The 16,664-nt window shown below is 68.1% G+C and carries 18 protein-coding genes; 9 read left to right on the top strand and 9 right to left on the bottom strand.

The annotated features are described in order from the left end of the window. Window positions 1-289: 289 nt before the first annotated feature. The gene (locus tag NA11_RS02625; RefSeq protein WP_069160067.1) at window positions 290-889 is read right to left on the bottom strand and encodes a TetR/AcrR family transcriptional regulator; all 600 of its coding nucleotides are present in this window, start codon (window positions 887-889) and stop codon (window positions 290-292) included. Between the two features lie 106 nt (window positions 890-995). Between NA11_RS02625 and NA11_RS02620 the strand changes: the two genes are divergently transcribed. After that, window positions 996-1,736 carry an SDR family NAD(P)-dependent oxidoreductase gene (locus tag NA11_RS02620; RefSeq protein ID WP_069160066.1) on the top strand — a complete coding sequence of 247 codons (741 nt, stop codon included), beginning with the start codon at window positions 996-998 and terminating at the stop codon, window positions 1,734-1,736. A gap of 148 nt (window positions 1,737-1,884) precedes the next feature. On the opposite strand, the gene NA11_RS02615 is transcribed toward NA11_RS02620, so the two are convergent. After that, window positions 1,885-2,652 carry an AraC family transcriptional regulator gene (locus NA11_RS02615; protein ID WP_141717356.1) on the bottom strand — a complete coding sequence of 256 codons (768 nt, stop codon included), beginning with the start codon at window positions 2,650-2,652 and terminating at the stop codon, window positions 1,885-1,887. A 56-nt stretch (window positions 2,653-2,708) separates the two neighbouring features. Between NA11_RS02615 and NA11_RS02610 the strand changes: the two genes are divergently transcribed. After that, on the top strand, window positions 2,709-3,278 hold the full coding sequence (locus NA11_RS02610) for a class I SAM-dependent methyltransferase (protein ID WP_069160065.1): 570 nt from the start codon (window positions 2,709-2,711) through the stop codon (window positions 3,276-3,278). A 202-nt stretch (window positions 3,279-3,480) separates the two neighbouring features. Here the strand turns inward: NA11_RS02610 and NA11_RS02605 are convergent, their stop codons facing one another. Together NA11_RS02605 and NA11_RS02600 are read right to left on the bottom strand one after the other, a co-directional pair. Beyond that, window positions 3,481-4,038: an SWIM zinc finger family protein gene (locus NA11_RS02605; RefSeq protein ID WP_069160064.1), complete on the bottom strand. Its 558-nt coding sequence runs from the start codon at window positions 4,036-4,038 to the stop codon at window positions 3,481-3,483. Between the two features lie 46 nt (window positions 4,039-4,084). Next, window positions 4,085-5,863 carry a DEAD/DEAH box helicase gene (locus tag NA11_RS02600; protein WP_069160063.1) on the bottom strand — a complete coding sequence of 593 codons (1,779 nt, stop codon included), beginning with the start codon at window positions 5,861-5,863 and terminating at the stop codon, window positions 4,085-4,087. A 118-nt stretch (window positions 5,864-5,981) separates the two neighbouring features. Between NA11_RS02600 and NA11_RS02595 the strand changes: the two genes are divergently transcribed. Continuing rightward, window positions 5,982-6,764, top strand: a complete 783-nt coding sequence (locus tag NA11_RS02595) for a TetR/AcrR family transcriptional regulator (protein ID WP_245745683.1) — start codon at window positions 5,982-5,984, stop codon at window positions 6,762-6,764. Window positions 6,765-7,056: 292 nt separating this feature from the next. Here NA11_RS02595 and NA11_RS46495 read toward each other — a convergent pair whose 3' ends face one another. After that, window positions 7,057-7,251 (bottom strand): DUF7455 domain-containing protein, encoded by a 195-nt coding sequence (locus tag NA11_RS46495; RefSeq protein ID WP_029903635.1) that lies wholly within the window; start codon window positions 7,249-7,251, stop codon window positions 7,057-7,059. Window positions 7,252-7,523: 272 nt separating this feature from the next. On the opposite strand from NA11_RS46495, the gene NA11_RS02585 reads away from it, so the two are divergent. After that, window positions 7,524-7,883: a DUF952 domain-containing protein gene (locus NA11_RS02585; RefSeq protein ID WP_069160062.1), complete on the top strand. Its 360-nt coding sequence runs from the start codon at window positions 7,524-7,526 to the stop codon at window positions 7,881-7,883. Between the two features lie 21 nt (window positions 7,884-7,904). Here the strand turns inward: NA11_RS02585 and NA11_RS02580 are convergent, their stop codons facing one another. Both NA11_RS02580 and NA11_RS02575 read right to left on the bottom strand, forming a co-directional pair. After that, the gene (locus NA11_RS02580; protein ID WP_069160061.1) at window positions 7,905-8,552 is read right to left on the bottom strand and encodes a response regulator; all 648 of its coding nucleotides are present in this window, start codon (window positions 8,550-8,552) and stop codon (window positions 7,905-7,907) included. Further along, window positions 8,549-9,739, bottom strand: coding sequence for a sensor histidine kinase (locus tag NA11_RS02575; protein WP_084653982.1), 1,191 nt, complete (start codon window positions 9,737-9,739; stop codon window positions 8,549-8,551). Before NA11_RS02575 ends, NA11_RS02580 begins: the two co-directional genes overlap by 4 nt. 94 nt (window positions 9,740-9,833) lie before the next feature. Between NA11_RS02575 and NA11_RS02570 the strand changes: the two genes are divergently transcribed. Both NA11_RS02570 and NA11_RS02565 read left to right on the top strand, forming a co-directional pair. Then, entirely contained in the window at window positions 9,834-10,316 is a 483-nt protein-coding gene (locus NA11_RS02570; protein ID WP_069160059.1) for a cation:proton antiporter regulatory subunit, read from the top strand. A 4-nt stretch (window positions 10,317-10,320) separates the two neighbouring features. Continuing rightward, window positions 10,321-11,508 (top strand): cation:proton antiporter, encoded by a 1,188-nt coding sequence (locus tag NA11_RS02565; RefSeq protein ID WP_069160058.1) that lies wholly within the window; start codon window positions 10,321-10,323, stop codon window positions 11,506-11,508. Here the strand turns inward: NA11_RS02565 and NA11_RS02560 are convergent. Further along, window positions 11,498-12,262 carry a rhomboid-like protein gene (locus NA11_RS02560; RefSeq protein ID WP_245745682.1) on the bottom strand — a complete coding sequence of 255 codons (765 nt, stop codon included), beginning with the start codon at window positions 12,260-12,262 and terminating at the stop codon, window positions 11,498-11,500. The genes NA11_RS02565 and NA11_RS02560 overlap by 11 nt on opposite strands. A 164-nt stretch (window positions 12,263-12,426) precedes the next feature. Between NA11_RS02560 and eat the strand changes: the two genes are divergently transcribed. Genes eat through eutC form a run of 3 tightly spaced genes read left to right on the top strand, consistent with a single transcriptional unit; the run spans window position 12,427 to window position 16,150 of the window. After that, on the top strand, window positions 12,427-13,848 hold the full coding sequence (gene eat / locus NA11_RS02555) for an ethanolamine permease (RefSeq protein WP_069160056.1): 1,422 nt from the start codon (window positions 12,427-12,429) through the stop codon (window positions 13,846-13,848). Beyond that, the gene (locus tag NA11_RS02550) at window positions 13,845-15,257 is read left to right on the top strand and encodes an ethanolamine ammonia-lyase subunit EutB (RefSeq protein WP_069160055.1); all 1,413 of its coding nucleotides are present in this window, start codon (window positions 13,845-13,847) and stop codon (window positions 15,255-15,257) included. The genes eat and NA11_RS02550 overlap by 4 nt, the downstream gene beginning before the upstream one ends. After that, window positions 15,254-16,150, top strand: coding sequence for an ethanolamine ammonia-lyase subunit EutC (gene eutC / locus NA11_RS02545; protein ID WP_084653981.1), 897 nt, complete (start codon window positions 15,254-15,256; stop codon window positions 16,148-16,150). The genes NA11_RS02550 and eutC overlap by 4 nt, the downstream gene beginning before the upstream one ends. Window positions 16,151-16,182: 32 nt before the next feature. Here eutC and NA11_RS02540 read toward each other — a convergent pair whose 3' ends face one another. After that, a complete protein-coding gene (locus tag NA11_RS02540) occupies window positions 16,183-16,497 on the bottom strand; it encodes a hypothetical protein (RefSeq protein WP_069160054.1) in 315 nt (104 codons plus the stop codon). Window positions 16,498-16,664 lie beyond the last annotated feature (167 nt).

The following is a 16,664-nucleotide window of genomic DNA, read 5'->3' as shown; positions in this document are numbered from 1 at the left end:
CGAGGCCTGGCGCGACGTGAGATCTAGTGGGGGCAGGGCTTGGTGCGGAGGGCCAGAGATGCCGGGCACTCTCCTGCGGGCCCTGGCGTGAGACGGGCCTCGTGCGTGACAGGCCCGGCGCAAGATGGGATCTGGTGCGGGGCGGGGCTGGGTTGGATGCAGGGCACTGTCCTGTGCGGACCTGCGCCTGGTGCGGGATGAGGCTTGATGCCAGACGAGGACCCGGTGCGGGACATGCCTGGTGCGCGGGTCATGGCTTGGCGTGAGATGGGGTCTGGCGCGGGTCGGCTCACGCCGTTGTCGGCCATGCCTCCATTGCGCAATCGATGGATTCGGTTAGTTCGCTGTGTGCGGCGCCGTCTCTGGCTTGGATGGACAGGCCGTACAGGACGGTGGTGTAGAAGCGAGCCAGGGCGCTCGTGTTGACTCCGGCGGGTAGATCGCCGTCCGCGATACCGCGGTCCAGTCGTTTGCGGAGGTCTTCGGTTGTCTCCCTGCGCTTTTCGACGAGGAAGTCGCGGATGCTCTCGCTGCGCGTTGTGTAGGTCGAACCGGCGAGGACGACCATGCAGCCGTGTGGCTTGTCTTCGACCGTGTAGGCAATTGCGTTGTCCCGCAACATCGCTTCGATCGCGGCCCGTGCGGTGGGTTCTTCCCTGAGCGCCCGCTCGGTGTAGCTGCCGTCGGTCTGCCCGTACAGGTCGACGGCCTCGCGGAACAGCGCCTCCTTACAGCCGAACGCGGCGTACAGACTCGGCGAGTTGATGCCCATCGCGGAGGTGAGGTCGCCCATCGACGAGCCTTCGTAGCCGTGCTCCCAGAACACCTCCATGGCAGCGCGCAGCGCGGTCGTGCGGTCGAACGCGCGCGGTCGTCCCCGTTCAGCCATGGCCCGATCCTTTCTGTGTCGATCGTTAAATATAACCCTTGACGCCACCGCCATCCGTGCGCTTAGCTATTTATGTATTGATCGGCACAGAATTGGAGGAGGACCGATGTCGGATCTCACGGGCAAGGTGGCACTGGTGACCGGCGGTAGCCGAGGGATCGGGGCGGCGATCGCGCGCAAGCTCGCCGCGGACGGCGCGGACGTTGCGATCACGTACCAGAGCGCCGAGGTTCAGGCGAAATCCGTTGTCGCGGAGGTCGAATCACTCGGTCGGCGCGCGGTGGCGATCCGTGCGGACAGCGGCGCGGCCGAGGACGTGGTGCACGCGGTCAACCAGGCCGCCGCCGATCTGGGCCGCTTGGACATCCTGGTGAACAACGCAGGCATCTTCCCGGCCAAGCCCTTCGAAGAGTTCACCCTCGCGGAAGTCGATCGCGCACTGAACATTCACGCCCGCGCTGCGTTCGTCGGCGCTCAGGCGGCCGTCGCCCACATGAACGACGGTGGCCGGATCATCTCGATCGGCACCAACCTTTCCGAGCGCGCCGCGTTCGGCGGACTGTCGCTCTACAACCTGAGCAAGTCGGCGCTGAACGGCTTCACCAAGGCGCTCGCGCGCGAACTCGGCCCGCGCGCCATCACCGTGAACCTGCTGCAGCCCGGATCGACTGTGACGGACATGAATCCGCTCGACGGCGACCACTACGACCATCAGGTCGGGCTCACCGCCCTCGGCCACTTCGCGCGCCCCGAGGACATGGCCGCCATGGTCGGCTTCCTCGCAGGCGACACCGGCCGCAGCGTGACCGGCGCGATCCTCACCGTCGACGGCGGCACCAACGCCTGAAAAGTCCACTACCGGGACGTTATCCGGGCAAATCCCTGCCTGGCACTGGCAACATCCCCTCGGAAGGGTCCACTCACAGAACACGAGTGGCACATGGCTGCGGCAAACGTCGAGAAGATCTCTCCGTGGTGTGCCACTCGTCGGCTGACTAGCCGGTGAAGTACTTGCCGGGGGAGACGCCGACGGCGCGGCGGAAGGCGGCGACGTAGGCGCTGGGGGTGGCGTAGCCGACCCGGCCCGCGATGCGGGCGATCGGGAGGCCTGCGGCGAGCAAGGGGAGCGAGGCGGCCAGGCGGATCTGAGTTCGCCAGTGGCCGAAGCTGACTCCGGTTTCGTCGACGAACAGGCGGGCCAGGGTGCGGGGACTGGTGGCGGTCGCGGCGGCGAATTCGGTGAGGGTGCGCGGGTCGGACGGGTCGTCGGTCAGGGCGTCGGCGACCTGTCTGGCGCGGGGATCGGTGGGCGGGTGTGCGCCGATCGGGATCACATCGACCGGTTCCAGGAGGTCGAAGAGCAAGGCCTCGGCGCGTTCTCGACGGGCGGCCTCGGTGCCTGGCGCACCGAGGTGTTCGAACAGTTCGCGGACCAGGCGGGTGACGCGCAGCATCGCGGGCGCGGCGAAATGCACCGGGCAGCGGTCGGGTTCGACGTAGATGCCGCGCATTTCGGCGCCCTCGGCGGTGCCCGTCTCGTGCGGGATGCCGCCGGGAATCCACAACGCCCTGGTCGGCGGTAGCACCCAGCGGTCGTCACCGACCTCGACGACGATCACTCCCCGTGCGGCCCAAGCGATCTGGTGCTGCGGATGCTCGTGTACGCCGAACCAGAAGTGCGCGGGCAGCACCCCTGCCCCGAACACCATCGCGGTGGGGCCGGGCGGGGCGGCCTGCAGGTAGGTGTGGCCGTTTTGCGACATAATGTGTCACCGTAGCTTGTCGTGGTCACGCTTGTCCGCTCCCTAGCGTTGGGGGCATGGCGATGAACCTCTTCCACCAGCTGTGCTGCCGCTCCTCGATGTGGGAACGGGCCAGTTCGACGCGGATCGTGCCGTGGGCGCTGTCCGGCGTCGACCTCGGTGCGTCGGCCCTGGAGATCGGCCCCGGCTACGGCGCGAACGTGCGAGCACTGCGCGCGCGAACCGCCTCGCTCACCGGTGTCGAGATCGACCCCGATCTCGCCGCACGGTTGCGGGTCAAGCGGGGCTCGGAAATCGCCGTTGTCGACGGTGACGGCACCGACATGCCTTTCGAGGCAAAGCAATTCGACTCGGTGGTGTGCTTCACCATGCTGCATCACGTGCCGACGCCCGACCTGCAGGACGCGCTGTTCGCCGATGCGCTGCGCGTCCTGCGGCCCGGTGGCGTGTTCGCGGGTAGTGACGGACTCGATAGCCGGATGTTTCGCCTGGTCCACGTCGGCGATACCTGTGTCCCCGTCCCACCCGACACCGCCGTCGAGCGGCTGTGGCGGGTGGGCTTCGCCGATGTCGAAATCGAAGTGGGCGCAGGCAGTTTCCGCTTCCGCGGCTATCGACCGAACTGAGCCGCGCCTACCGCAGCCCTCGTGAGCGGCCGGTGCGGGCCACATCCGGCGACTCGGTCGCGGCGGTCGCCCTTACCGTCTGCGGCGGCGGAGCCAGTGATACGACCGGGGGAGGTGGCGCCGACGGTAGCGGCGGCACGCTGAACCTCTACCTGACCTGCCGGGGCCGCGAAGGTCGAACGGACATAGTCGAGGTGGTGGGTCACCGGGGTGTTAGTTGTCCGAAATAGTCGGCCGGGTCCAGTGTGTTGATCGGAGTCCAGCGGGGAATCTCCACCTGCACGGCTGAATCATCTTGTGCGGCTTCGAAATAACCCTGCACCGCCAGCGCAAGACGAGGGTTCTCGTCCACTCGGCGCGCCATGTCATAGAACGTGGCAAGCACGTGCAGGCACCGCGTCGACCGCGCCTTGCACGAGCAGTCGATGCCGACCAGAACTGGTGCGACTGTGACACCCGCCGCGGCGACCTCGCGGTGCATCTCGTCGGTGAGCACGGTGGTGTCCGGGATGATCTCGCCGATCGCGGTGATCGAGGCGCGAGGCAGCGGCGCCACTTCCAGGTGCGTGACCGAAGCCTCGCCGCCGCGATGAATGGCGGCGCGCGCGATGCGCCCCTCGATGGTCGCCTGCACGCCGTTGTTGCGGGCGATGCTGCGCGCGCGGGGGAGGAGCGGCTCGGGCCGGGTCTGGCGGAGCGGCTCGGCGAGCCTGACCCAGCCCATGCCCCACGCGGTGTAGCCGAACTCGTTGTCTGCCAAGGGTTCTCCCTGTCTGGTAGTCGGTGGGTCTGCGATCGACCTGGTGTCACCCGCGTTTGCGGCGCAAGATCTCGACGAGTTGATCGTCGTCGAGACGGGCCAGGGCGGCGATGCCCGCGGAGTCGCCGAGGTCGGACAGCGCGGACTTGCGGTCGTGCATGCGCGCGATGTGCTCCTCGACGGTGGTGGTCGAGGTGAGCGTGGTGACGGTGACCGTGCGGGTCTGGCCGATGCGGTGCGCCCGATCCGAGGCCTGCGCCTCCACCGCCGGATTCCACCAGCGGTCGAAGTGGATGACGTCGGCGGCGCGGGTCAGCGTGAGACCGGTGCCTGCGGCGCGCAAGCTGAGGATCAGCACGGGCGGCCCGTCTTCGGCTTGGAAGCCGGTGACGATGGCGGCGCGTTCGGCCTGGTCCAGTCCGCCGTGGAAGAAGGGTGCCGCGACGTCGAACTGTTCGGCGAGGTGGCGGATCAGCAGCTCGCCGGTCTGCCGATACTGGGTGAAAATCAGTGTCGGAGCGCCGATCTCGAGGTTGTTGGCGAGAATGTCGGTGCACAGGTCGAGCTTGCCGGAGCGGCCCGCGAGCTCGGTGAGCTCGCCGGTGATCAGGCCGGGATGATTGCAGACCTGTTTGAGCGCGGTCAGTGCCGCGAGCACCCGACTCTGTCGTTGTGCGCCGGATCCGAATCCGTCGTCGATGGCCCGGTCGAGCAGCTTGTCGTACAGGCCTTCCTGCTCGTCGGTGAGGTCGCAGAGCAGGTCGGCGTGGATCTTCGCGGGCAGCGACGCGGCCACCTGGGCCTTCTTGCGCGCGAGCACGACGGGTTCGATCGCGTCGCGCAGCCGTGCCGCCGCGGCGGCGGAGCCTTCTTGGATCGGCCGGACGAACCGCCGCCGGAATTGGGTCCGGTGCCCGAACAGCCTGGGCGCCACTAGGTTCAACAGTGCCCACAGCTCTTCCAGGTGGTTCTCTACCGGTGTACCCGTCAGTGCGACGCGCACTTCGGCGTCGAGTTCGCGCGCCGCCTTGGCGAGCTGCGTGCGGGGATTCTTGAGGGCCTGCGCCTCGTCGAAAACCGCCGTCGCCCATCGCTGATCGCTGAGCAGGTGCCCGTGCAGTCGCAGCGTCGGGTACCCGGTGATCACGACAGTCCCCGCGTCCGCGTCCAATTCACCACCGCGCCACACGCGCACCTGTAGCCCTGGCGCGAACCGGTCGATCTCGTGCGCCCAGTTCCCGACGAGCGAGGTGGGGCACACCACGAGCTGTGCACCGCCCGCCGCGCGCCCGAGCAGGAAACCGATGGTCTGCACGGTCTTTCCGAGCCCCATTTCGTCCGCCAGCACCGCCCCTGCGTGGGCTGCGGTCGTCTCCCGTAGCCAACTGACCCCGCGCACCTGATAGGGCCGCAGATCGGCTTTCAGGGCCGATCGCAATTCCGCTGCCGCTCCCTGCGTTTCACGCACCACCCGCACCGCGCGCGCGGCCGAGAGGATCGAGGTGCCCACCGCATCGGGAACGGCGTGTGCCGCAACGGGCAACACGATCTCGCCACTCAGTTCCTCGGCGGGCGAGCTCGTCTCGGTGGCTGCCGTGCCGGAGTCGGCATGCAGCACCGCTTGCCAGCGGTGGACGGACAGTCCCGCATCGGCGATCGTGGCGTCTGCGAACCTGTCCGGATCGATCAACACGCAGTCGACCTCCGAGACTTCGATCGCACCGTCGGCGCCGACCGGAACCGCGAGGGCGACGATTTCCCGGTCGCCGAACTCGGCAGGCGCGGGACCGTGGCCGTCCCCGGTCCATGTCCACAGCGCGAACATGTGCCGGTCGGGCAGATACGTGGCCTGTGTGCTTGGCAGAGCGAACCCCTTAATCGGCGTATGGTGTACGAAGTATCTGAACAACGTACAGAGTACCGAGTTTGTTCCGAGGAGTCCCTTGTCCGCTGAATCCACCGTCGAGCAGGCGAAACAGTTGGTGAGCCTGCTGTGGCGGCACGAGCTGCCCCGCAAACAAGGCGGGCGCGGGCCCAAACCGACCGTCAGCGTCGACGCGGTGGTCAAGGCCGCGGTCGCGCTCGCGGATCGAGACGGGTACGCGAAGGTGTCCATCCGCACGGTCGCGGCAGAGCTGGGCCTACGCCCGATGAGCCTGTACACCTACGTGCCGAGCAAGGAAGCCCTCGCGGTCTTGATGGCGGACGCTGTTGCCGACGAGGACGCGCCCATCCCGTCGGAGCTGCCGGTGCGCGAACGGATGGCCGCCATCGCCAGGCAGGCGCGGGCAGAACTGCTCGCCCATCCCTGGCTGCTCGAGGTGTCGCCGTGGCGGCTGGTGCTCGGCCCAGGCCTGATGCGCCGATTCGAACGGCAGCTGGCAGCGATCGAGGGGATGGGCCTGTCGGATGTCGAGATGGATAGGGTGGTCGCCGTGCTGACGGAGTTCGCCACCGGCAACGCGCGGATGGCGGTGGCCGCGCACCGCGAGACGCAGGTGATGACCGATGCCCAATGGTGGGAAGTGCACGGCCCGTTGCTCACCCAGGCCATCCCGCCCGCGTCGTTTCCGCTGGCGTCGCGAGTCGGGTCCGCGGTCGGTGAGCTGTATCAGGCCCCTGCCGACCCGGACGGCGCCTTCGAGTTCGGCCTGGCCCGCCTGCTCGACGGCATCCTCGGCGACCTGTCGATCCGCACTATGGACTCGCCTTCGAGCCACACCTGAGCCCTCGTCGGGGTCTCGCTTTCGCGCCGCGCTTGAGCCGCCGTGTCGCGCTTGCTGCGGCCGTGTCGCGCCTGAGCTGCCGCCGTGTCGCGCCTGGGTCGCCGTGCGCTGCCGTGTCGCGCCTGAGTCGTCGTGCAGCTGCCGAGCCACGCTCGAGCTGCCGCGCTTCGGTCATCCGCGGCAATCCACCCTTCCCCCGAACACACCAACAGCGGGCGATCCGTGGATCGCCCGCTGCGGAAAATCGGTGTTCTGTTGTTCGATGCTGTTGTGTCAGGACGCGAGGAGTTGATCAGAGGGCGGGTGCGGACTCCGTGTCGATCACGGCTTCCAACTCGCGCAATCGATCCATGTGTTCGTTCGCGTGGTGCTGGCAGAAGAGCAACTCTCCACCTGCGGGCAGAACGGCGCGCACTCGTGCTGCCGCCCCGCAGCGGTCGCAACGATCGACCGCGGTCAGTGGGGTGCTAGTCAGGGTTCCTGGCATGACTCCTCCGTCCTGGCTCCTGGTTCGCAGACCATTCGCCTGGTGTGGGGCCCGTGGTCACTCCGCGGGCTCGCTACCGCTACTTCCCAGCAGTGGTATGACTACTCTGTCAGACGTTCGGGACGGGGGCTTTGTTCCCGTGAGTGATTCTGTGTGTTTTCGATAACACGACCTGGGATTTCGCTACTGGCGAACAGCGCAGGTCACGCTTCGAACTCGGTCAGATCACCACCTCGAACAGGCCGATCCAGTTGTCTACCGGGAGATTACCCGTGACCTATGACACTCACACGCTTGTTCACATATGCACTTTGAGCGAGTGGCTTTCCGCCCGGCAAACCGGTGAATACCGCGCGCCGTCGCTGGACGAGGTCGGGTTCATCCACCTGTCCGCGCCGCAGCAGGCGCACCTGCCCGCCAACCGCCTGTTCGCGGGCCGCCGCGATCTGGTGCTGCTCCGGTTGGATCCGGCCCGCCTCGGCGCACCGGTCAAGTGGGAACCCGGCGTGCCGACCGACCCGGAGTCGATGCTGTTCCCGCACCTCTACGGGCCGTTGCCGACGGGAGCGGTGATCGCCGTCGAAGAGTTCCGGCCCGACGAGGACGGCGTGTTCGCCCCGCTCGCCAGGTGATCGCTCGGCGGGCCTGCTGACCTACCGCTCCCGCGCCTCCCGCGCGACGATCGCGGCCTGAACCCGGGACCGCACACCGAGTTTCGTCAGCACCCGCGACACGTGCGTCTTCACCGTCGTCTCGCCGATGAACAGCTGCCTGGCGATCTGCGCGTTGGACAGCCCGTCGCCGAGGCAGTCCAGCACCTCCCGCTCCCGCTCGGTGAGGTCGGCCAGCCCGGTCGGTTCCGGTTCCGCCGCATCGGTATTGGTCGACGCGAACGCGGTGATCACCGCCCGCGTCACCTCGGGGGCGAGCACACCGTCGCCCGCCGCGACCGTGCGCACCGCGTCGATCAGCGACTGCCCGGACGCGGACTTCAGCACGAACCCCGACGCGCCTGCCCGCAATGTCCGGAAAACGTATTCGTCGAGATCGAACGTCGTCAGGATCAACACCTTGGCCAGCCCGTCGGCGGTGACCCGCTCGGTCGCGGTGATCCCGTCCACACCGGGCATGCGCACATCCATCAGCACCACGTGCGGGTGCAGCGCTCTGGCCTGAGCGACCGCGACGTCGCCGTCGGCGGCCTCGCCGACCACCTCGATATCGTCCTCGGCGTCCAGGATCATCCGCAGCCCCGCGCGGATGGCGGCATGGTCGTCGGCGATCAGCACCCGGATCGTCATGACGCGCCCGCCGTGCTCAGCGGCAGTTCGGCGTGCACGGCCCAGCGGCCGGATTCCGGTCCCGCGGTGAAGTGTCCGCCGAGCGCGGCGGCCCGCTCGCGCATGTTGATCAGGCCGCGGTGCGGGTCACCGTTGTCGCGGTGCTTCAGTTCGACCGCAGGCAGCCGATTGTGCACCGCGAGCGCGAGCTTCCCGTCCCGCGCGCCCACCTCGATGGCGACCTCTTGTCCCGGTGCGTGTTTCATGGCGTTGGTCAATGCCTCCTGGATGATGCGGTACGCGGCCTGATCGACCGCGCTCGGCAGTTCGGTGTCGTCGAGGGTTTCGGTCACCTGCACCGCGATGCCTGCCGCAAGGGCCGCGTCGACGAGGATGGACAGTTGCGCGAGCCGGCGCGGCGCGGCGACCTCGTCCGCGTCGCCGCTGCGCAGCAAGCCGATCATGGTGCGCATCTCTTGCAGCGCGCTCACGCTGTTGGATCGGATCGACCGCATGATTCCGGTGACGGGGCTGTCGCCCTCCTGCCGGGTCAGCACCCCGAGCGCCGCCTCGGATTGGATCGCGATGGCGGAGAGGTGCCCGGCGATCACGTCGTGCAGGTCGCGCGCCATGGTGGTGCGTTCGTCGGCGATGGCCGCACGCCGATCCAGCTCGGCGACCAGCGTCAACGCCTGTGCACGCGCCCGCTCGGCGCCGGCGATCTCCTTGTGCGTTCGCACCGAATTGGCCCACCACAGCGGGGTGGCGATGAAGGCGAACACGACGATGAAGGCGAGCGAGACCGACCGCAGATCGACGGTCAGGGTCAACACCAGCACCACGAGGAAGATCGAGAACACCGACCAGAGCACGGTCACGATCCGTGACGCGCGCCGCCCGCTGTACAGCACGGCCGCGTAGATCAGGTCCCCGTAGACCAGCCAGACCGGCACCGAAGGGCCGATCCAGATGTCGACCAGCAGCGGCACCAGCCCGATCGCCATGGCGGGTAACGGCATTCGCCGCCGCCCCATGGTCAGCAGACACAACGGGAGATAGATGGCGAGCCGGACCGGGATCGACACCGGGGTGTCCGGTTCGTGCAGGAAGTACAGGCCGGTGACATACAGCGCCGTCCCGCCCACGAAGGCGAACAACGCGCCGACCACGTCGCGCGCCACCTCGGGAAGATCGGACCATCGCCGCACGCCTCCATCACAGCACAGCCCGCGGACCTGGAGCCATCACCCGAAGTGATGACCGCCCGTCGCGTAATTCGGTCATCGGGTTAGGCTGGAGTGTGTGAATGTCGACGTCACTGCGCTACCCGGAATTGGAGTCAGGAAAGACTTCGAGGTGCGGTCCGGCCGCCGGATCGGCGTGGTCGCGCATCGCGACGGCGACATCGACCTCATCGTCTCCAAACTCGACGATCCCGACGCCTGCGCGGCGCAGATTCCGCTGAGCACCGACGAGGCGGCCGTGCTCGCGAACCTGCTCGGCGCGCCCCAGCTGGTCGCGAAGCTGAACGACGAGCACAGTGACATGCCTGGCATCACCACCAGGCAACTGCACGTCACCAACGGATCTCCTTACGAGGGACGCACTCTCGGCGACACCGCGATGCGCACCCGCACGAAGGTGTCCATCGTCGCGCTCATGCGCGCCGGACAGCTGCACCCCTCACCAGGCCCGGACTTCACCTTCACCGCGGGCGACGTGCTCGTGGTGGTCGGTACCCCGGACGGCCTGGACGCCGCCGCGAAGCTTCTGACGCACGGCTGAACCTGTGACCGAAACCGCGCTCGCCCTGATCGAGCTCGGAGCGATTTTGTTTGCCCTCGGTATTTTCGGGCGGTTGGCTGGTCGCTTCGGGATGTCCCCGATTCCCTTATATCTGATCGGCGGCCTTGCCTTCGGCCAAGGCGGCATCATCGAACTCAGCGCCGCCAACGAATTCGGCCATGTGGCAGGCGAAATCGGCGTGGTGCTGCTGTTGCTGCTGCTCGGCCTGGAGTACACGGCCCCGGAATTGGTGACCGGACTGCGCCGGTCCTGGGCGGCGGGGTTGCTGGATATCGTGGCAAATGCGACGCCGGGCGTGCTGGTGGCGTTGTTTCTCGGCTGGGGCCCGGTCGGCGCGATCACCATGGGCGGGGTCACCTATATCTCGTCCTCGGGCATCGTCGCGAAGGTGCTCGATGATCTCGGTCGGCTCGGTAACCGCGAAACGCCGGTGATCCTGTCGATTCTGGTGTTCGAGGATCTGGCGATGGCGGTGTACCTGCCGGTGCTCACGACGGTGCTGGCCGGGCTCAGTTTCGCCAGCGGTCTGAAGTCGCTCGCGGTCGCGCTGGCGGCGATCACGGTGGTGTTGGTGGTGGCGCTGCGCTACGGCCGGTACGTGTCCGCCATCGTCGACAGCGCCGATCGCGAAGTGTTCCTGTTGAAGCTGCTCGGCGCGGCGCTGCTGGTGGCAGGCGTCGCCTCGGCGCTGAACGTGTCCGCGGCGGTCGGGGCGTTCCTGCTCGGCATCGCGATCTCCGGCTCAACCGCGCACGAGGCCGCGAAACTGCTGGAGCCGCTGCGTGATCTGTTCGCGGCGATCTTCTTCGTCGCCTTCGGGCTCACCACCGATCCGACGGCGATTCCGCCGGTGCTCGGCTGGGCGATCGCGCTCGCGGTCGTCACCACGCTGACCAAGATCGGCACCGGCTGGTGGGCGGCGAGCAGGCAGGGCATCCGCAGGATGGGGCGCGCGCGAGCGGGCGCGGCGCTGGTCGCGCGCGGCGAATTCTCCATCGTCATCGCAGGATTGGCGGTCACCATGGGCGGCGTCGACGGCCAGCTTGCCGCGCTCGCCTCGGCCTACGTGCTGTTGATGGCGGTGCTCGGCCCGATCGTGGCGCGCGTCGTCGAACCGGTCGTCGGGCTGGTGCAGCGCCGGGTGCACAAGCCGGCCGTGGTCACTCCGTAAGCGCTTCCACCCGTTCGTGTTTCGCCGCGGCCTTGCGCTCGAGGAAGTGTCCGCCCGCGCTGGCGAGCGCGCCGACCAGGAACCCGATCCCGGCGGCGCACAGGTGGCCGTAGTCGGTGAAGGTCGGCCCGATCCACAGTGCCGCGAGCAGCAGCAGGGTCAGCGTCGCCGCCCACACCAGTCGGACCGTGCCCCGGAATCGGAACGCCATGGCGGCGAGCACCGCCGAAAAGCCGTAGCTGGTACCGACATCCGCGGCGTAGGTCAGCTTCACCGGGATGACGCCGCGATCGATGGCATGCGAGATGCCGGTGACGGTGAGCAGCGTCGCGCCGATGTGCCCGGTGGCGAACAGGAAGATCCAGCGCGTGGTGCCGAGCCAGCGTTCCGCGTACGCCATCACGATCAAGAAGCTGATGATGATCGACCACGGGAAGCCGCCGTCGGTCCAGAACGCGGACGCCACCAGCACCTGCACCGGGTTGTGCCGCATGTTGAACAGGTTGGTGGAGGCGGAGAAGATCAGCTTCTTCTCCACCGAGTCGCCGACGCCGCGCAGCGTCCACCAGGTGACGAACAGCGTGAAGGCGTAGGCGGTGCTGGCCGGGGCCGCGCCGAGATGGGCCCGGATCGCGGGCAGGGCGCGTCGGGCCAGCCCGGGGCGGCGTAGCCAGCGCCAGGCGACGCGCACTTCGGTCCGCAGATCGATGGTCTGAGTCCAGGGCGACCGAAACCCGACCGGAGAGGCAACCACCTGCCAAGTGTGCCGTGTCATCCTGTGAGGTCGCTGCGTGACCCGCCCGCGTGTGCGATGTCTCACCGGCGCCGACATCGCCCGTAACGTCGTTTCACACATGAGCAACATTCGCGCTCGAAACTTGGTCGACCAACCAAACGGGTGAGGAGTGCGTTGCGTCTATGACGATCGAGGACGTGAAGGTGACCGGCACTGCCGGCGCGGACTATCTGGCCAAGCGAACGTTGCGCTCGGGTACGGCCGGATGGGTGTTGCTGGCCGGGCTCGGCATCAGCTATGTGATCTCCGGTGACTACTCCGGCTGGAATTTCGGCATTGCCGAGGGCGGGTTCGGCGGGCTGCTGATCGCGTTCGTGGTGATCGCGGCGATGTATCTGGCGATGGTCCTCGGCATGGCGGAGCTGTCCTCGGCGCTGCCCGCGGCGGGCGGTGGGTACACGTTCGCGCGCAGGGCGCTCGGCCCGTGGGGTGGATTCGCTACCGGCACAGCGGTTCTCCTCGAGTACGCGATCGCGCCCGCGGCTATCGCCACTTTCATCGGGGCGTATGTCGAGTCGCTGAATCTGTTCGGCATCACCGACGGCTGGTGGGTGTACCTGGCCGTCTACGCCCTGTTCATCGGTGTGCATCTGACCGGCGCGGGCGAGGCGCTCAAGGCGATGTTCGTGATCACCGCGATCGCGTTGGCCGGTCTCGTGGTGTTCGCCGTCTCGGCGTGGGGGCTGTTCGAAACCGGGAACCTGACCGACATTCCGGCCGACCCGGACGCCGTGGGCAGCTCGGCGTTGCTGCCGTTCGGCTACTTCGGCATCTGGGCCGCCATCCCGTTCGCGATCTGGTTCTTCCTCGCCGTCGAAGGGGTGCCGTTGGCCGCCGAGGAGGCGAGGGAGCCGGAGAAGAATGTGCCGAAGGGCATCATCATCAGCATGCTCGTGCTGCTCGTCACCGGTGCGGCCGTGCTGTTCTTGGCGACCGGAGCCCTTGGCGCGCAAGCGATCTCGGTCTCGGGCAACCCGCTGGTCGAGGCGCTCGGCGACGGATCGGCCGCCAAGATGGTCAACTACATCGGCCTTGCCGGGCTGGTGGCGAGCTTCTTCTCCATCGTCTACGCGTACTCGCGGCAGACGTTCGCGCTGTCGCGGGCCGGTTACCTGCCGACCAGGCTGTCGGTGACCAACGCCCGCAAAGCGCCCGTGCTCGCGCTGATCGTGCCCGGTGTCGTCGGCTTCGCGCTGTCGCTGACCGGCAAGGGGGCGATGCTGCTGAACATGGCCGTGTTCGGTGCGGCGCTCAGCTATGTGCTGATGATGGTCAGTCACATCGTGTTGCGGGTGCGCGAACCGCACATGCCGCGGCCGTACCGGACGCCGGGCGGTGTGGTCACCACCGCGTTCGCCCTGGTGATCGCGTGTGCCGCAGTGATCGCCACCTTCCTGGTCGACCCGGTGGCCGCAGGATGGGCGCTGGCCGCGTTCTGTGCCTTTATGGCGTATTTCGGCCTGTACAGCAGGCATCGGCTCGTGGCGAACTCGCCCGACGAGGAGTTCGCGGTGCTGGCTCGTGCGGCGGGAGATCTCGAATGAGCTCTTACGTCCAGCAATTGCGTGGCACCACCTATGTGTTCGACGGGCTGGTGGATTTGCTGGCGAAGGCGACGCCGTTGCGCAGCGGGGACGAGCTTGCCGGATGTGCGGCAAGCTCCGATGCCGAGCGGGCCGCCGCTCAGTGGGCACTCGCCGACGTGCCGCTGACGGTGTTCCTCGACGAGCCGGTGGTGCCGTACGAGACCGACGAGGTCACCAGGCTCATCATCGACACGCACGATCGTGGCGCGTTCCAACAGATTTCGCATCTCACCGTGGGCGGGCTGCGGGACTGGTTGCTCGCCGTCGCGGCGGAGCCGGACGCCGCCGCGGTGCTGCGTGCGGTGTCGCCCGGGCTCACGCCGGAGATGGTGGCGGCGGTCAGCAAGATCATGCGGAATCAGGATCTGATCGCCGTCGCGCGCGCCGCCACCGTGACCGCGGCCTTCCGCACCACCGTCGGCCTGCCAGGCACTCTGGCCACGCGGCTGCAACCGAACCATCCCACCGACGATCCGCGTGGCATCGCCGCCGCCACATTGGACGGGCTGCTGCTCGGCTGCGGCGACGCGGTGATCGGCATCAACCCGGCGACGGATTCGCCGCAGGCGACGGCCGAGCTGCTCACCCTGCTCGACGAGGTGCGGTTGCGGTTCGACATCCCCACCCAGTCGTGTGTGCTCTCGCATGTCACCACGACCATCGGGCTGATCGAGGCGGGTGCTCCGGTCGACCTCGTCTTCCAGTCGATCGCGGGCACCGAAGGCGCGAATGCCGGTTTCGGCGTGAACATTTCGCTGCTGCGCGAAGGCAACGAGGCAGGCAGGTCGCTGCGGCGTGGCACGGTCGGCGACAACGTGATGTATCTGGAGACCGGGCAGGGGTCGGCGCTGTCGGCAGGTGCGCACCTCGGTACCGGCGGCAAACCGGTCGACCAGCAGACCCTCGAGACGCGGGCGTACGCGGTGGCCAGGGATCTGGATCCGCTGTTGGTCAACACCGTTGTCGGGTTCATCGGACCCGAATACCTCTACGACGGCAAGCAGATCATCCGTGCCGGGCTCGAAGACCATTTCTGCGGCAAGCTTTTGGGCCTGCCGATGGGCGTCGACGTCTGCTACACCAACCACGCCGAGGCCGACCAAGACGATATGGACACCCTGCTGACGTTGCTCGGTGCCGCAGGCTGCGCCTTCGTGATCGCCGTCCCCGGCGCCGACGACGTCATGCTCGGCTACCAGAGCCTCAGCTTCCACGACGCGCTCTACGCCCGTCGTGTCCTGAACCTGCGCCCCGCACCGGAATTCGAGTCGTGGCTGGCCGGGCTCGGCATGATCGACGGTGCGGGCCGGGTGCTCCCGGTCGAGCCGTTGTCGTCGCCGCTGCGTGCGCTGGGTGGTGCGCGATGAGCAACGCCTACGGACGCCCCAAGCTGGAAGTTGTTGCGCCGGTGGGGGAGCAGGACACTGCTGAGATCGGCGCTCGTCGCGCCGAGCCGCGGGCCGGTCGGCACTCGTCGAAAAGTGGTGCGGAGCAGTTGTTCTGGCAGGAGTTGCGCCGGAGCACCCAGGCCAGGATCGGGCTCGGCCGCACCGGTGACGCCTTGCCGACAGCGCAGGTCCTGGAGTTTCGCGCGGCGCACTCGGCGGCGCGCGACGCAGTGCACCTCCCGCTGGATGTCGAGGACCTGACCGCCCGGCTCGACGTGCTCGGCATCGGCGCCGCGACCACCGTGCCGAGCCGAGCACAGGGGCGAGCCGAGTATCTGCGCCGACCTGATCTGGGCAGACTGCCGGCAGCGGGTGCGCTGACCGCAGTGCCGCACAGCGGCGGCGACATCGGATTCGTGCTGGCGGACGGACTTTCGCCGCGTGCGCTCACCGACCACGGTCCCGCGATGCTCGCGGCGCTGATCGATGAACTGTCCGCGCACTACACGATCGCCGCGCCCGTCATCGCCACCCAATCCCGGGTGGCCCTCGCCGACCACATCGCCGAGGCGATGGGCGTGCAGACGGTCGTGGTGCTGATCGGCGAACGACCAGGCCTCTCGGTCGCCGACAGCCTCGGCCTCTACCTCACCCACCTGCCCTACCCCGGCCGCACCGACGCCGACCGCAACTGCGTCTCCAACATCCACCCACCAGAAGGCCTCGGCTACACCCAAGCCGCAAAAGTGGTGTCAGGCTTGATATCCGGCGCCCGCCGCCTCGGCCGCTCCGGCGTCGACCTCAAAGACACCTCCCGCGCCGACGCCCTCGACCCCGGCGAAACCCTCTCTTCCACAACCGAGCTCGGTTGAATTAGCCCCGCGCCGGGCGCTGCGGCGGCCGCTCAGTACTCCCGTGAGGTGTCGGGCTTCATCCGCCCGGCGGCGATCAGTGCTCGTCGTGCGGTGGCCTTGCGGGGGCACGTGTCGGCGCGGCAGTCGCGATGCTGCTGCATGATCTTGTGGGCTTCGAGAACGCCGAGGTCGTAGTCCGGGGCTTCGTGCGGCCAGCCCTGTGGCCACATGCTCGTGTCGGCGGGGTGGTCACCCTTGGCCCGGTTGCGTCGCCGCTCGGCTCTCCATTCGGCTTGGACGCGGTCGACGATTTCTTGCGCGGATGTGCCGTCCGGCCCGGCTTCTCGCCACCAGTTGAACCCCATCGCGTCACCCCTGCCGTGTTCGATGTTCGGTTGGTGAGCACCCGCCGCCGGGGCCGAACGGGGAGTTGGTCGTCCCGACGGCGGAGCCATTTCTAGCGTGTCCGGACACGCTGCGGCCCTGCGACGTCACATCGGGTGTCCGATCGGTGCCGAGCGGGGTGACATTT

This window comes from Nocardia altamirensis NBRC 108246 (assembly GCF_001612685.1).
GTDB lineage: Bacteria > Actinomycetota > Actinomycetes > Mycobacteriales > Mycobacteriaceae > Nocardia > Nocardia altamirensis.
This window is presented reverse-complemented; position numbering and strand designations above follow the sequence as displayed.

Coding starts and splice junctions, on each gene's coding strand:
- eat (WP_069160056.1), top strand. CDS start 12,427: ATGACGATCGAGGACGTGAAGGTGACCGGCACTGCCGGCGCGGACTAT.
- NA11_RS02615 (WP_141717356.1), bottom strand. CDS start 2,652: ATGTCGCAAAACGGCCACACCTACCTGCAGGCCGCCCCGCCCGGCCCC.
- NA11_RS02600 (WP_069160063.1), bottom strand. CDS start 5,863: ATGTTCGCGCTGTGGACATGGACCGGGGACGGCCACGGTCCCGCGCCT.
- NA11_RS46495 (WP_029903635.1), bottom strand. CDS start 7,251: ATGCCAGGAACCCTGACTAGCACCCCACTGACCGCGGTCGATCGTTGC.
- NA11_RS02620 (WP_069160066.1), top strand. CDS start 996: ATGTCGGATCTCACGGGCAAGGTGGCACTGGTGACCGGCGGTAGCCGA.
- NA11_RS02610 (WP_069160065.1), top strand. CDS start 2,709: ATGGCGATGAACCTCTTCCACCAGCTGTGCTGCCGCTCCTCGATGTGG.
- NA11_RS02580 (WP_069160061.1), bottom strand. CDS start 8,552: ATGACGATCCGGGTGCTGATCGCCGACGACCATGCCGCCATCCGCGCG.
- NA11_RS02540 (WP_069160054.1), bottom strand. CDS start 16,497: ATGGGGTTCAACTGGTGGCGAGAAGCCGGGCCGGACGGCACATCCGCG.
- NA11_RS02550 (WP_069160055.1), top strand. CDS start 13,845: ATGAGCTCTTACGTCCAGCAATTGCGTGGCACCACCTATGTGTTCGAC.
- eutC (WP_084653981.1), top strand. CDS start 15,254: ATGAGCAACGCCTACGGACGCCCCAAGCTGGAAGTTGTTGCGCCGGTG.
- NA11_RS02625 (WP_069160067.1), bottom strand. CDS start 889: ATGGCTGAACGGGGACGACCGCGCGCGTTCGACCGCACGACCGCGCTG.